Here is a 14,355-nt window from a genome sequence, read left to right on the forward strand (position 1 = left end):
AGCCCCCGCAGAATGGGCGGACTTCATCCTGATGCGACGCATGCACTGGTCGTGGGACGAGCTCCAGGCCACCCCGGTGTACGTGCGCCGGTATGCGCTGGATTTCCTCGGCCTGATCGCCCAGCAGGAGCAGGCCGACCAGGAAGCCGCCCAGCGCCGAGCCCGCCAGCAATAGGTGAGGTGATGGCCGTGCCGGAGCTGCGGCCGGGCATGTTCACCCGCCTCGTAACCGAGATCGACCGGTCCGCGCAACTCAAAACACGCACGGTGCTGACCCGCCTGGCCGGAGCGATCGAACGCCAGGCCAAAGTCAACGCGAGTAACGGCTCACACCCCTACGGCACCCGGACGCCGGCACGGCCAGGGGCGGGCCCGGCGGTGATCTCAGGGACGCTGCGCCGCTCGCTCACCCACACCCCCGTTGCGTGGACCGGCGGCGGGTGGGAGACCAAGGTCGGCACGGGCGGCGGTGCCTTCCCGCCGTATGGCAGGGGCCGTACTCCGTCGAGCAGGTACGGGCTCTACCTGGAGACCGGGCTCCGTAACGGTTCCACGTATCCGTTCCTGCGGCCGGCGTTCCGTTTCGGGGTGACCATCGTCGCCCCGCAGTTGTACCAGGCGGTGTTCCGGCCGTTGTGGCCGCGCATCTGATCACGCTCTCCGTCCCGGCCGTACCGATGCGACGCGCAGGGGGTGGGCGAGGTGGCGGATGTCGCCGATCTGTTCGTGATCCTGCGGGCGGAGACCGCGCCGTTCACCTCAGGGATGCGTGCGGCTGCCACCGAGGGCGAGTCCTTCACCGCAAAGATGGGCGGCCTGGGCAACCTGGTGACGAAAGTCGGTGCCGCAACCACCGCCGCCGGAATCGGTATTGCCGTGGCGTCGGTGAAGATGGCATCCGACTTCCAGACGCAGATGACCCGGCTCTATACAGCCGCGGGCCTGACGCAGCAGCAGCTGAAGCAGTTCGGGACGACCGCCGACGGACTCAATTCCCAGGTCCTGAAGATCGGTTCGACGGTCGGGTTCACCGGCACCCAGATGGCCGAGGCCCTCTATCACCCCATCAGTGCGGGCCTGGACCTGCAGTCAGCACTGAATGTGGTGCGCTACGCCGCCGAGGAAGCGAAGATTTCCGGCGCTTCCCTGGACGACACCACGTACTCGCTGTCGTCGGTGATGAAGGCGTTCAACCTGCCCGCCAGGCAGGCGAAGCAGACGATGGCCGAGCTGAATGCCGTGGTCGGCCAGGGCGATATGCGGTTCCAGGACTTCAACCAGTCCATCAAGAACTGGGCGCCCACGGCAGCGCAGATGGGCATCTCCGTCAAGTCCATGGGTGCCGGGCTGGCCTACCTGACGGACCGCGGGAATTCGGCGGAGGTCGCGGCAACGCGGATGACGATGGGCATCTCGATGATGACCACGCCCTCGGCGAAGGCCACGAAGATGCTGGAAGGCCTCGGCCTGGCGTCGACGGACGTGAAGGCGTCCAGCGCCGCCATGCAGAAGGCCATGCAGGAGTCGGGCATCACCCAGAACAAGCTTGCCGCGGACCTGAAGCAGCCCGACGGGCTCTATGTGGCGCTGAAGGACTTGAAGGACGGGCTGGAGAAGGCGGGGGTATCCGGTACCGAGGCGGACAGCGTCCTGTCGAAGATCTTCGGTGGTGGTCGCAGCGACAAAGCCATTATGTCGCTGATGCAGAACCTGGACGGCCTGAAGACCAAATATGACGACATTGCGAACGCTTCGACCCCGGCCAAGTTCGACGCAGCATGGCAGAAATCGCAGCAGACTTTCTCTGCGCAGATGCAGAAGATCAAGGCGGAGGCTGCGAATCTGGGAATTGCCCTGGGGTTGAGGCTGATTCCGCCCATCCAGCAGCTGATCGGCTTCTTCGCGCAGCACCAGGCCGCCACCGAGGCACTGGCCGTGGCGATCGGGGTAGTCCTCACCGGGGCCGTCGTCAAGTTCATCGCCGGCGCTCTCACGCCTTTGATGTCAGGTCTCAGCCTGGCCGGGAAAGGCATCAGTAGTGCGGCCTCGTTGCTGAAGGGCGCGAACTGGGCGTCCGTGGGCCGGTCCTTCGACGGGATCCGGCTGCGGGCCATGTACGCCTGGGAAGGTATTACCTCCGGGGCCGCGAAGGCCGGTTCAGCGGCTGCGGCGTTCGGAAGAACGGTCGCTGCTGCCGCTGTGTCGGCGGGGCGGGCGGCGTGGTCGGGCATGACGTCCGGGCTGTCGGCGATCGGCACGGGCCTGAGGACCGCGGGCACTGCGGCGCTTGAGTTTTCCCGGGGGATGATCGCCTCGGCGGTCGCCGGGCTCCGGGCCGCGGCGGCGTGGACGGCCCAGAAGGTTGCGCTGATCGCGACAGCTGTCGCGCAGAGGGCTGCTGCCGCGGCGCAGTGGCTGCTGAACGCCGCGATGGACGCCAACCCGATCATGCTGATCGTCATCGCGATCGCTGCTCTGGTCGCCGCGCTGATCTACGCGTACTACCACTTCGCGACGTTCCGGGCGGTGGTGCAGGCGGCGTTCCACGCCATCAGCACAGCAGTGTCATTCGTCATCGGCTTCGTGAAGGCGCACTGGCAGCTGCTGCTCATCCTCATCCTGGGCCCTGTCGGCCTGGCCCTGGTCGGGCTCATCAAGTACTGGAAGCAGATCCAGACCGCCGTAACGACCGCCATCACGGTTGTCGTCAACTTCGTCAAAAGCCACTGGCAGCTCCTGCTGATCCTGATCCTGGGCCCCATCGGTCTGGCCCTGGCCGGGCTGATCACGTACTGGAAGCAGATCCAGACGTTCGTGATCAACGCCGTGACGACGGTGGTCAACTTCGTCAAGAGCCACTGGCAGCTCCTGGTCTCCCTGCTCGGCGGACCAATCGTCCTCGCCGTCGTACTGATCGTCCGCTACTGGAACCAGATCACCGCCTTCACCCGGACCGCGTGGTCGGCCATCAGCAGCACCATCACCGGCGCCATCAACCGTGCCAGCAACGCCGTAAGTTCGGCTATCGGCTCCATCGGCAGCCTGATGCGCTCCATCCGGGGCATCGTGACCGGGGCGCTGTCCGGCGCCGGGTCCTGGCTGTACGCGGCGGGCCAGAACATCATCCGAGGGCTCATCAACGGTGTCCAGAGCATGATCGGGGCGGCAGGCGGCGCCATCTCCAGTGTCGTGTCCGAGATCAAGAGCTACCTGCCGTGGTCCCCGGCGAAGAAGGGCCCGCTGTCGGGCAGCGGCAGCCCGGAAATCGGCGGTCGCAACATCGGCGCGCAGCTCGCCAAGGGGCTGCATGCAGCAGTCCCTGGCGTGTCCCTGGCCTCAAGTCGGCTTCTAGGCGCGGTAGCACGCACAAGTGCCGCAGGAATTTCGGGAAGCGGCCTCTCGGCAGCTATGGCAGGAACCGGCGGAGGGACGGCTGTGGTGCACAACCACGTGCATCTGACCGTGCAGGGCTCTGTTCTGTCTGAGCGGGACCTGCGAGACGTCGTCCAGGAGCAGATGCTGCGCCTGGGCATGCGCTCCTCCACCAGCTACACCCCGTACAAGCGGTAGGGAGAGGAGGACAATGGCGCCCAAGCTCAACGGCGTTATCGACAGTTTTGGCGGCATCGCCCTCAACCGGACGCTGTGGAACACCGCGACCGCGGCACCGAATGTTGACCTGGACGCGGCGAACGACCGGGCGTTCGTCACCTGTACGACGAGCTACTACACCCTCGGCTCCGGGACCTGGGACGCCACGGGATCCTCCGCCTTCGCGAAGGTCGCCCCGGCACCGGTCGGGAACGGTTCCACCCAGACGTTCTTCGAGGTCGTCAAGGACGCCAGCAACAAGGCCACGGTCAGTGTGTCCGGCGGGACGCTCACCGTCTCCGTGACCAACGCCGGGACCGCCTCGACCACTACCGTCGGCACTTACGACGCTTACGCCCACGCCTGGTGGCGCATCCGTGAAACCGGCGGCAGCTTCGCTTTCGACACCAGCCCCGACGCCTACACCTGGACCACCCGCGCGACCATCGCCTATACCTGGGCCGCGACCAGCGTCGAGTTGCATCTGACCTGCGGCTACTTCGGCACCGAGAGCGCGGGCATGAAGGCCTTCATCGAACACGTCAACACGACCTCGGGCGGGCTGATCAACGTCAACTGGCCGCTGATTGAGGAAGACTGGGCGCCGTACTGGAACTGCGCCGGCGGCGACAGCCCCCTGGACCGGTATGTCGAGGTCACCCCGCGCACCCGCGGGCGCACCAGCATCCAGCGCGGCCGGCAGTACGAACTCGACCAGGTCCGCGCGGGCGAGTACCAGGTCACGCTCGCCAACACAGACGGCGCCCTCGACCCGCTCAACACCTCGGGGCCGTGGGCGGGCCGAATCATGGCGTACCAGCCGTACCGCAAAAGGGCGCAGTGGCCGCCGACCCGGAACCTGCTCACCCAGGTTGTGGCCACCGGCGGGGATCTCGGCGGGTACAACACCGGCCCCTTGGACACCTCCGGCGCCGGGCAGGATGTCTTCTCCAGCACCGACCCATCGGGCGGCGGGCAGATCCTCGCCGACGGCACCGCCTGGCAGGGCGGCCGTGTGTTGTCCTTCCAGGTCCCCAGCGGCTCCAACACCCCAGAGTGGATCTTCGGCACGCTCCAGACCGGCGTCATCCCCGGTCAGACGTACACCCTGCAAGTACAGGTCAGGGACACCACTGCATCCACCTCTCTGCAGGTGCAGCCCTTCTTCGGCTGGTACACCGCGGCCGGCGGGCCGTCCGCGCTGCCGAGCTCCTACACCTACGGCACCTCCGCCACACTGACCGGCGGCACCACCGCGGCGTGGACGCAGGTGACCCTCACCGCGACAGCGCCCGCGAACGCCGCCGCCATGGTGGTAGGCATCGCGCCGGCTGCAACAGCCGCCGCGACGTGCACCATGCAGGCGGACGGACTGCAGTTGGAGAAAGGCGCCACCGCCACCACATGGACGCCCCCAGGGGTGTGGTACCCGCTGTACGGGGGATTCGTGGAGCGATGGCCGTCCCGCTGGAACTTCAACGGCACCTACGGCACGGTCGAGCCAGTCTGCGTGGACGCCCTCTCGCTGCTGTCCCAAGTCAAACTGTCCGATGCGCTGACCGAGGAGATCAACAACCACAGCCCCCGGTTCCTATACACGCTCCAGGACCCGGCGGGATCCCAGCATGCGGCCGACCAGACCGGCAACAATCCGCCCGCACCCCTGACAACCAGTAAATACGGTCCAGGCTCATTCGTCTTCGGCACGCAGATCACCGCGACCAATCCCTCGACCGGCATCTACACCGGGTCGGCGAACACCGTCGCCACGGTCAGCAACCCCAACCCCGGCGTCAACGCTTTCAGTGCCTCCACCTACCTCTCGCTCAACAAAGCGGGCATCCATGGCCCGGCAGCACCATCGGGCGCGTGGACCCGGATGGCAGCCTGGCGCTACACCGCCGGGTCGAACCCCGCCTCGGACGCCTATTTCTGGTCCAGCACGGACAGCCAGCGAGGAGCAGGGGTTCCCGGCGGCTCGATCATGTACTGGTTCATCAACAGCAGCGGACAATTCACCTTCGCGGAAAACGGGCCCGCGAGTTCAGGAACCTATCTCGGCTTCGTACCAGGCCCTACGACAGCTGCCGACGGGAACTGGCACCTGGCCATCGTCAGCTACAGCCATGCCAACGCCCAGCTCACCATCAACCTGGACGGCGTCAATACCACCTGGCCCGGCCTCAGCCCTACCATGGAAGCGACCGGGCTGGTCAGCGACAACTTCGGCGCCTACGTCGACGTGCCCGGCGGCGGATACTCCAGCCTGAATTTCAAAGGCGACCTCTCGTTCTGCGCTGAATTCCCCTCGGCCCTGTCCACCACGGACATGAACAATCTCTACGCCGCGTGGAGATCGTCCTTCGCAGGCGACTCGACCGACCAGCGATACGCCCGGATCCTCAAATGGGCCGGCTACACCGGCATCTCCAGCATCCAGGCCGGGCTCACCACCGCCATGGGGGCTGCCGACACCAACGGGCAGGACGCCCTCAGCGCCATGCAGGCCGTCGTCGACACCGAGAACGGCGAGCACTTCGTCTCCAGTATCGGCACCGTCACCTTCCGCGCCCGCAGCGCCCGGTACAACGCCATCACCCCGCTCGTTGTCTTCGGGGAGAACACTTCCGCAGGGGAACTTCCCTACGAGGACTGCCAGCTCGACTACGACAGCACCCACCTGTCCAACCAGATCACTGTCACCCAGACCAGCACGAATCAAGTGTTCTCCGCCCAGGACCCCACCAGCATCACCAACTACTTTCCGCGCACCCTCACGCGATCCATCAACTCGTCCTCGGTCCTGGAATGCCAGGACGCCGCTGGCTACCTCCTGAGCCGCTACAAGAACCCGGCCACCCGCATCTCGGTACTGCGGCTGCACCCCTCCGCCAACCCGGCCCTGTGGCCGGTGTGCCTGTCACTGGAACTCGGCATGCGGATACGGGTCATGCGCCGCCCGCCCGGCGCGCCACCGATCACCGTGGACTGCTTCATCGAGCAGATCCAGACCGGCATGGACGACCAGGGCGACGCCACCTGGACGCTCCAGTGCTCCCCGGTCGACGTCACCCCCTACGCCGCGTTCGCGAGCTGGCACACCACGCTCAGGATAACCGTTGCCTCCGGCGTCACCAGCATCACCGTCAATGCCTCCGCGGACACCACCAATCCCCTCAGCGCCCAGCTCGCCGCAGGCCAACAGATCGTCCTCGGCCAGAACACTGCCAACCAGGAAACCGTGACGGTCGCATCCGTCGGCACGACGTCCCCAGGCTGGACCAGCGCGACCGTCACTCTGGCCGCGGCCACCACGAAGAGCCACACCGCTGGTGACGTGATCAGTGAACCGCTCCCGACGGGCGTCACCGATGCCACCACCTGGGATGCCACTACGCAGTTCGACAACTGCGCCTTCGCCTACTGATCAGCGGGCCCGCAAGCCCCGTCTCTCCCGGAGGTGGGGCAATGGCCCGCACCGTCCCCACATCAGCCAGCGCCGTCCCCGGGCAATTCATCACCGGAGCCCTGTGGAATGCGCAGGTCAAAGCGCTCAACGATTTCCTCACAGCGCCACCGGTCTTCTCCGGCTACCAGACCACCGCCCAGTCGATCCCGAACGCCACGTTTACGAGCTTCACCCTCGACACCGAGGTCGTCGACTCCGACGGCGGCCACTCCACCACCACGAACACCTCGCGCTACACCGCGACCGTCCCCGGCACCTATCTCGTCGTCGGTACAGCGGGCTGGAGTGGCGCAACCACCGGCTACCGCCGCTGCCGCATCACCCTCAACGGCGGCGTGGTCCCCGGTGCAGCTGTGGGTACCGACGCCACCAACGCCGTCCTCTGCGGGCAGAGCGTCACCGCCATCGTCGTGATGAACGGCACCACCGACTATGTCGAGGTCCAGGGCGCGCAGTCCTCCGGTGCCGCTTTGGCGGCCTACAACCAGGACTTCGCCCCGTCCATGCGCGTCTACTGGCTCAGCCGCTGACCCAGCCCGCCACCTGCAACTCGCCCCGCCACATCGGGGCCTTTTTCATGCCCGGAGGCATCCCTTGCCCGCCCACAGCCACGACCCGGTCCCGGCCCACAATCAGACCGTCACCAACCGATACATCAAGCGGTACCCAGAACATCCCCACCGCGAGGACGACCCGCACTATGCATTGTTCGAGGCGTACCGGCGCCGCACCCGGCCCACCGCCCGCTGTGCCATGGCCGTCCGCTACGGCACCGCAGCCCACTGTTCCGGCGGGCTCGAACTTCACCATGCCGCCGTGGAGTTCGCGGTGGCCAATGAAGTCGACATGAAGCTGGTCATGCGTGACTTCCCTGAGGTGACCGATCACGAATCCTTCGAAAGATGGCTGGAAGCCGGAGACTCGCAACTCATGTGGCTCTGTGCGCACCACCACCGCGGCAGCGCCGGCGTACACGTGGTCAGCGCTGCCGACTGGGCCGCCGCCCAGTACGCCCCGGACTTCCTCCAGTGACCGCGCCCGTACCGGTGCACCCGCTGGTTCGTCACCCGCATGAATCCCTCAACAACCAGCTGGGCGACCGCATATCGGCCGTGTTCGGTGGCATGGCCACGTTCTGGGTGCTTGTGGGGTGGCAGCTCGGGTGGATGCTCCTCGCCGGCGCCGGGGTGTGGTGGTTCGGGAGCGACAAGTACCCCTATCCGTTCTTGTTGTTCCTCAGCAACCTCATTCAGCTCTGGGCCTTGCCTGTCCTCGGTAATACCGCGAACCGCGCCGACAAGAAGCATCGTGCGAAAGCCGACGCGGACCATGAGGCGCTGACCCACATCGCTCTGCAAGTCGACGCCATCGCCGCCCAGATCGGCATGACCACGGGACGGAAGGAGCCCTGATAATGGGCATCTACGGTCAAGACTGGGCCAGTTATCAGCCGTTCCAACCTGACACGAGTGGGCTGTCCTTCGCGTTCGTCAAGGTGAGCGAGGGCATGTCGTATGTCAACCCCAAGTGGGTGGCGCAGCGCGACCACGCCAAGGCCCACGGTCTGGTGTGGGGCGGGTACCACTACCCCCACATGGCCAACGACCCGGCGGCCGAAGCCGACCATTTCTTGTCCCAGGTCAATTGGGAGCCAGGTGACCTCGTCGTCCTGGACTGGGAGGGCTACGACCCGGCCAACCAGGGCGTTCCGCGCGCCGACCAGGCCGCGTACAAGGAAGCCTGGCTCCGGTACGTCAAGTCCCAGCTGCCGTACAACCGGGTCGGGATGTACGCCAACCTCGATTACTGGCGCAACGTCGACGCCACGGGCTTCTACGGCGATTTCCTGTGGATCGCCACTGCCGGGCACGCGGCGGGGGACCCTGGTATCGCGGCGCCGTGGCTTTTCCACCAGTACTCGGACTCCGGTATCGACCGCGACTACTGCCACCTCGACAGCGTCGACGCTCTCCGCGCCTGGGCCAACCCTTCGACCCCAACCCCTACACCCGCCCCTGAGGAGGACGACATGCCCCAATGGCTCGCCGGAGAGGTCGACCCGGGTGACCAGCCCACCGTGGTCCTGGTGCCGGCCGGATCCGCCTGGGCTCAGTACCAGAACCGCCGCCTGCACCTGGGCATGGACCAGATCGCCCCCACGTCCACAGCGGGCAGCGTCCGCGTCGCCATTCACAACGGCACGGGGTGGCGGAGCATCCAGGCCGTGGCTCTGTCATCGGCCAAGGGCACCGTCGACGTGCCGCTCGCCCCAGGCGACGCGAAGGTCAGCCTCCAGACCGCCGCGGCCGGGGTGGCCTACGCCATCGAAACCTGGTGAACCCCCAACGCCTGCCATCTCCCTCGTCCACCCCCATTCGCCCGCGCCCCCTCCAGGAAGAGAACACCATGCGAATCCTCGGACGTGAGCCAGCCCTGTGGCTCGGCCTCCTCTCGGTCCTCGTCAAGCTGTCCACCGCATTCGGGCTCCCCATCTCCGCCGATCAACAGGCCGTGGTCAACGCCGTGGCGGCTGCTGCGGTCGGAGTGGCCGTCGCAGTCGTTGCACACGACGGCATCAGCGCGGCTGTCCTCGGCTTCGTGCAGGCGGCTATCGCGCTCGCCGTGGGCCTCGGCCTCCACTGGAGCCCCGCGCAGCAGGCAGTGGTGATGTCCGCAGCCGCCGCTGTGGTGGCGATGTTCGTCCGCACTCAGGTGACGGCCCCGGCCCCGGCCGTTGCCCGCCCGCTGTCCCGCCCGGTTTCGAGTATCTGACCGGGGGTGCGCGTGGCCGAGGAGCCGACCCTCGGTGAGCTCGCCCGCCGCTTCGAAGACCGGCTCGCCGATGTCCGCGACGACATTCAGCAGCTCGGTCGGCGTATCGACAGCAAGGTCTCCCAGGAGGTCTACGACCTCCGTCACGAAGCCCTGGCCTCCCGGGTGTCGACGCTGGAGACGCTGCGGGAGAAAGACGCCGAGAAGCTCGTCGCGACACGCAGGTGGTTGATCGGCGCGGTCATTGTGCCGCTCATCGGCGTGCTGCTGCCCGTCGTCATCATGCTCACCCGGGGGTCGTGATGATGCGGTCAAAACTGCGGGCGGAAGAACGGCGATGGCGCCGTGGCGATCTCCTGGCAGTCGTCGGCGCATTGTTGGTGAGCGCAGCCTTGGCCTGGGTGATCTTCCGCATCGAAAGCCTCACCCAGGATCTGGCGACGGCCAACGCGGCCCGGGACGCGCTGGCCCACCAGGTCCAAGGGCTCGGCGAAAAGCCAGTTGCAGGGCCGCCTGGTTCTCGGGGCGAGCCCGGCCGGACGGTCATCGGCCCCCGCGGACCGCAGGGTGAACCCGGATCGCCCGGCCCCGTCGGCCCCAGTGGGCCGCCCGGCAAGAATGGCACGGCTGGCGAAGCAGGAAAGCCGGGACCATCCGGCGCTCCCGGAGCCACAGGCCAAGCCGGTTCGCAAGGTCCTACCGGACCTGCTGGCCCTGCCGGACCTTCGGGTCCTGCAGGGCCGCCGGGAAAGGATGGGGTAGACGGACAGACCTGCCCGGATGGCTACAGTCTGCGGCCACCACCGGACGACCCGAATGCGTTGGTCTGCCGACGTGACGACGCACCTTCGCCCGGTCCGACGTCGCCTCCCAGAGGCTCAGGTGTCACAACCCAGCGCCGCCACTAGGGAACACGAGATCTATGGCGTATCGGCTGAATCAGCACCCGGACCCACCGGACACGCTCTAGCAAGGAAGGCCCCCGCCGCCTGCCGAAGTGCAGGAGGCGGGGGCGTTCTGCTGTGTCCAGTCAGATGGCGACCTTGCGGACGAGCTTGTTCACAGTGGACTGGTCCAGTCCGAGGAGGCGGGCGGCGTAAGACTGATTGCCGCCGCAGTGCTGGACAAATGCGGCGATGCGCCGGGCTCGGTCGTCCGCCAGGCGGTTGGTCTCCTGGACGCTCGCCTCCCACGCTGTGGTCGCCTCGCGGATCTCGTGAACCTGGAGGCTCGTGCGCAGGCCAGCGTCGCTGTTGATGATGTCTGCCATCTCGTCGGCCACGGAGGGAATGAGGTCTCCGTTCTCGTCGAGCGCGTCGGGGAACCAGTCGCCCTCGTCGATCGTGCTGGCTGTGAGGAGGATCTGCGCCTGCTCGCCGGTCTCGGTGGTGGCGTAGCTGTAGGCGACGGTCTCGCCATCGAGGGCGTCTGCTTCGAGGTGGAGGTACTCGCCAGCGGCGGTGACGGCCAGGGTGTCGTAGCGGGAGTTGTGGAAGTCGATGATGTCGGCGCCGGTGAGCAGTCGCATGGTCGTTTCCCCCTCGGGTTGTTCGGCGGGGCCTGTCCCTGCCGACATCAGAACTATGGCACCCCTCCCATAAGGATGTCAATGGGAGGGGTACCATAGCTCTCGACTCTTGATCACATTCATCTAGCGGCACCCGACGGCTGAGGCGCCACCCTTGATAACCCCCACGCAGCGGGGCCTAGTTGGCAAGGCGCGACCTCGATAAGATGCCATATCGCGGGCGAAAAACCGGTAAAATTAGGCATGGCCAGAGAGCTGATCACCGACCACTGGTTCCGCGAAGGCCCCGTCCAGCCCGACGGCTCGGACGGCTACTGGATCTGCGACTACAACGGGTGCGGCCAGCACCGGGGCGACCATCTGCAAGCCGAAGGTCACTGGCGGAAGCCACTCCACGCGTTCGCCCCGCAAGCGCGCTGGCGGCCGACGCACTGTAGGACGTGCGGCCGAGAGCGGCGTCACACGACGCACACCCTGTGGCTCTGGGATCAGTTGGAGCCTGCCACATGACCGCCCTTGCCCACCGCCAGCCGGACGCCACCCTCGCCACCTACGATGCTGCGACGCTCGCCGTCCTCCACGCCATGGAAGAGGCAGCCGAGAAGCACCTCGACGCCATCCGCTCTGAGCCTCCCACAGGTCAGCGGCGGTACTGTGGCATCACGTCCGCGAAGACGGCCTCGCCGGCGTCCACGTGCGCGGCGTTCCGCTGGCCCTTGTTCCGCCGGTTCCAGTAGCCGACCGTGGTGGCCGGGTTGTCGTGGTCGGCGAAGGCTTGGACCTCGGCGAGGGGGACCTCGGCGTCGAGCATGTGCGTGATGCGACTGGCTCGCAGGACGTGCGGGGTGAGCTTCCGGCCGGGCAGCACCTTGGCCTTGCGTCCGAGTCGGGCGAGGAGCCGGGCCACGTCGTGGCGGTCGAGTCGGCGCCCCTCGGAGTCGAGGAGCAGAGGGCCCTCCGTGCGGCCTTCGGTGTGGGCGTCGAGGAGCTCGGCCACAGTGATGGGCAGCGGGAGCAGCCGCTCCTTCTCTTCCTTGCGGGTGAGGTCGATGTACGAGCGGCGACCACGCTCGACTCGAGCATCCATGTCGGCGGCGCACATCTCTGAGACCCGTCCGGCGAGGGTGTAGAGCAGCCTGACGACGAGCTCGTCGAATCCGTTCTCAGCCTGGGTGGCCACGGCTTGGACCTCGTACACCTCAAGCACTGGGGTGCTGCGGGAGGTGTTGCCCTTGTCGACCTTCGGCCGGTCGTCTTGAGTGACGGGGTTCTTGGGCAGGTCGATCTTTTCGGCCGCGTAGGTGTGGAGCGAGGAGAGCGCGTTGAGGTAGCGGGCGATCGTCGTCGGCGGCTTCCCCCTCCCCTCCATGCGCAGGCGCCAGGCCCGGATGTGGTCGGCGGTGAAGCAGCCGAGGAAGAACCGCTCGTGGCCCAGTTCCTGCGCGTAGCCGCCCCAGACGCGGCGGATGTCGTCGACGTAGTTGCGTTTGGTCTGGAGGCTGCCGCGCCGGGTGGACGACAGCCAATCCATGACCATGACGAACGCCTCGGGGGTGACGGCTTCGGCGAGGAGTTCGGCGCGGGGCCGGTAGATGCGCTCCTGCCCACGGCGGTCAACCTGGACGAGGCCGAGGTCATCGACGAGCTTGCGGCGGACTTCCTCGAACAGATCCGACCCGGGCAGCGCGATCGACTGCCCGGGTCGCTGGATGGGGAGCGTCACCGCGACTTCCTCCCCAAGTCTCGACACGGGCAGCCGTCCAGGCAGTCGCTCTCACCCCAGCCAGGGCGCCGCTCGCACGGTCGATCGGTGCGGTGGCCAGCCGTGCAATTCCAGGCCGTGCCTGTGGGATTGAACGAGCCGGGCTGGCCGCACCGCCACCCATCGCGGCCGTACTGCTGAAATGCCGTGGGCGTGGTCCCTTCCTCTATGACGGCTTGACATTGATGTGCGTCGCCTGGGCAGGGGTTGATGGCCGCGTGCGAGGACATGGGCGCCCGGCAGTAGACGCACGTCGGACTGAACCTCTTCAACTCTTCGGGGTCGATCTGACGGAGGAGGTTGGTGAGGTCGCCGAAGTCGTGCCCTGGGTCTGCGAGCGACTGTGCTTCCAAGTGCTGGATGCGTTGCCTCTCCATGGCGACCGCCTCGTCAGCGCGACGGCGTTCCTTGTATGCGGTTTGGAGTCGAAGCCGGGCGCTGTCGAGCTCTCGGGCGATGGCTCGCCCCCCGGCGAGGGAGGACTTTGACATGCCATCAGGATACCAATCTCCTAGCGCATAAGGGAACGTTATGCGCTAGTCCGAGGTGAGAACCCGCTCCGGGTGACAGGTCTCGCAAGGGCGCACTCCCGCCTCGGCGAGGGCGAGCCTGGCCTCGCGGCGGGTGAGGCGGGCGCCACCTTTGGCGAGGATGCAGGTCGAGGTGTGGAGCCAGCTGAGGGGCTTGTCGCGAGGGCTGGGGATGTGCTGAAGCACCCAGCCCTCCGCCTTAGTCTCTTCCTTCGTCGGCTCCAGCCCCTCGATGGCGTCGCGGACCCGCTGGAGCTGCAGCTCCAGGTACGTCTCCAGGGTGCGGAGGCGGGGGAGGTCCGGCGGTAGATCGTTCACATGTTCGAGTCTACTTGGAGTGTCGGGCGGCACGCTTGACCGCCGCCTCGACCTCGAACCTGTTCAGACCTCCCGCCCGCGCATGCTCCGTGATCGCCGCCTGTACGATGCGGGCCGCCTCGCCCCACGCGCGCCACTGCATATCCCACTCTTCGTCGGCCAGGCCGGCGAGCGCCGCATGTGCAGCGTCGGAAGTGCGCTGTAGATCAATCAGCTCATTAGGGATATTCAAGGCATCAGGCATGTGATCGATTTTAGGTCAGCCGGCAGACAGATCACGCCGCCGCACCCCACCTGTCCCGCCGCTCAGCCGCCAGCCACTCCGCACGTAGCGCCTCATACACCAGCCGCTCATCCGCCCGCAGGCCACGCCCACAGCGCGCAC

General features: G+C 66.9%; 14 protein-coding genes. 10 read left to right on the forward strand and 4 right to left on the reverse strand.

Translation table 11 applies throughout. From position 1 onward, the window contains the following. Positions 1 to 40 precede the first annotated feature (40 nt). The 10 genes from FHS39_RS25715 to FHS39_RS12835 all read left to right on the forward strand — a co-directional run bounded on the left by FHS39_RS25715 (position 41) and on the right by FHS39_RS12835 (position 10,135). Positions 41 to 175, forward strand: coding sequence for a hypothetical protein (locus FHS39_RS25715; RefSeq protein ID WP_281396820.1), 135 nt, complete (start codon positions 41 to 43; stop codon positions 173 to 175). Positions 176 to 183: 8 nt separating this feature from the next. After that, positions 184 to 651: a hypothetical protein gene (locus FHS39_RS12795; protein ID WP_184349440.1), complete on the forward strand. Its 468-nt coding sequence runs from the start codon at positions 184 to 186 to the stop codon at positions 649 to 651. A 51-nt stretch (positions 652 to 702) separates the two neighbouring features. Beyond that, a complete protein-coding gene (locus FHS39_RS12800) occupies positions 703 to 3,570 on the forward strand; it encodes a phage tail tape measure protein (protein ID WP_184349441.1) in 2,868 nt (955 codons plus the stop codon). A gap of 13 nt (positions 3,571 to 3,583) precedes the next feature. Then, a complete protein-coding gene (locus tag FHS39_RS12805; RefSeq protein WP_184349443.1) occupies positions 3,584 to 7,018 on the forward strand; it encodes a hypothetical protein in 3,435 nt (1,144 codons plus the stop codon). Between the two features lie 41 nt (positions 7,019 to 7,059). After that, positions 7,060 to 7,590, forward strand: coding sequence for a hypothetical protein (locus tag FHS39_RS12810; RefSeq protein WP_184349444.1), 531 nt, complete (start codon positions 7,060 to 7,062; stop codon positions 7,588 to 7,590). A 64-nt stretch (positions 7,591 to 7,654) separates the two neighbouring features. Further along, complete coding sequence (locus FHS39_RS12815) at positions 7,655 to 8,092, forward strand: hypothetical protein (protein ID WP_184349446.1); 438 nt, start codon at positions 7,655 to 7,657, stop codon at positions 8,090 to 8,092. Next, entirely contained in the window at positions 8,089 to 8,472 is a 384-nt protein-coding gene (locus FHS39_RS12820; RefSeq protein WP_184349447.1) for a DUF1003 domain-containing protein, read from the forward strand. The genes FHS39_RS12815 and FHS39_RS12820 overlap by 4 nt, the downstream gene beginning before the upstream one ends. A gap of 2 nt (positions 8,473 to 8,474) precedes the next feature. Further along, entirely contained in the window at positions 8,475 to 9,398 is a 924-nt protein-coding gene (locus FHS39_RS12825) for a glycoside hydrolase family 25 protein (protein ID WP_184349449.1), read from the forward strand. A 68-nt stretch (positions 9,399 to 9,466) separates the two neighbouring features. After that, entirely contained in the window at positions 9,467 to 9,832 is a 366-nt protein-coding gene (locus FHS39_RS12830; RefSeq protein WP_184349450.1) for a hypothetical protein, read from the forward strand. A gap of 12 nt (positions 9,833 to 9,844) precedes the next feature. Continuing rightward, the gene (locus tag FHS39_RS12835) at positions 9,845 to 10,135 is read left to right on the forward strand and encodes a hypothetical protein (RefSeq protein ID WP_184349451.1); all 291 of its coding nucleotides are present in this window, start codon (positions 9,845 to 9,847) and stop codon (positions 10,133 to 10,135) included. Positions 10,136 to 10,862: 727 nt separating this feature from the next. Here FHS39_RS12835 and FHS39_RS12845 read toward each other — a convergent pair. From FHS39_RS12845 to FHS39_RS12860, 4 genes are all read right to left on the reverse strand, one after another. After that, positions 10,863 to 11,360, reverse strand: a complete 498-nt coding sequence (locus FHS39_RS12845) for a hypothetical protein (protein ID WP_184349452.1) — start codon at positions 11,358 to 11,360, stop codon at positions 10,863 to 10,865. Positions 11,361 to 12,000: 640 nt separating this feature from the next. Then, entirely contained in the window at positions 12,001 to 13,083 is a 1,083-nt protein-coding gene (locus FHS39_RS12850) for a tyrosine-type recombinase/integrase (protein ID WP_184349453.1), read from the reverse strand. Between the two features lie 575 nt (positions 13,084 to 13,658). After that, positions 13,659 to 13,970, reverse strand: coding sequence for a DUF6233 domain-containing protein (locus FHS39_RS12855; RefSeq protein WP_184349454.1), 312 nt, complete (start codon positions 13,968 to 13,970; stop codon positions 13,659 to 13,661). A 10-nt stretch (positions 13,971 to 13,980) separates the two neighbouring features. After that, positions 13,981 to 14,214, reverse strand: coding sequence for a hypothetical protein (locus tag FHS39_RS12860; protein WP_184349455.1), 234 nt, complete (start codon positions 14,212 to 14,214; stop codon positions 13,981 to 13,983). Positions 14,215 to 14,355: the final 141 nt, after the last annotated feature.

Source organism: Streptomyces olivoverticillatus, assembly GCF_014203555.1.
In the GTDB taxonomy this organism is placed as follows: Bacteria; Actinomycetota; Actinomycetes; order Streptomycetales; family Streptomycetaceae; genus Streptomyces; species Streptomyces olivoverticillatus.

Bases quoted from the DNA above. Each gene is read 5' to 3' on its own strand.
- FHS39_RS25715 (WP_281396820.1), top strand. From the start codon at position 41: ATGCACTGGTCGTGGGACGAGCTCCAGGCCACCCCGGTGTACGTGCGC.
- FHS39_RS12795 (WP_184349440.1), top strand. From the start codon at position 184: ATGGCCGTGCCGGAGCTGCGGCCGGGCATGTTCACCCGCCTCGTAACC.
- FHS39_RS12805 (WP_184349443.1), top strand. From the start codon at position 3,584: ATGGCGCCCAAGCTCAACGGCGTTATCGACAGTTTTGGCGGCATCGCC.
- FHS39_RS12810 (WP_184349444.1), top strand. From the start codon at position 7,060: ATGGCCCGCACCGTCCCCACATCAGCCAGCGCCGTCCCCGGGCAATTC.
- FHS39_RS12825 (WP_184349449.1), top strand. From the start codon at position 8,475: ATGGGCATCTACGGTCAAGACTGGGCCAGTTATCAGCCGTTCCAACCT.
- FHS39_RS12830 (WP_184349450.1), top strand. From the start codon at position 9,467: ATGCGAATCCTCGGACGTGAGCCAGCCCTGTGGCTCGGCCTCCTCTCG.
- FHS39_RS12845 (WP_184349452.1), bottom strand. From the start codon at position 11,360: ATGCGACTGCTCACCGGCGCCGACATCATCGACTTCCACAACTCCCGC.
- FHS39_RS12860 (WP_184349455.1), bottom strand. From the start codon at position 14,214: ATGCCTGATGCCTTGAATATCCCTAATGAGCTGATTGATCTACAGCGC.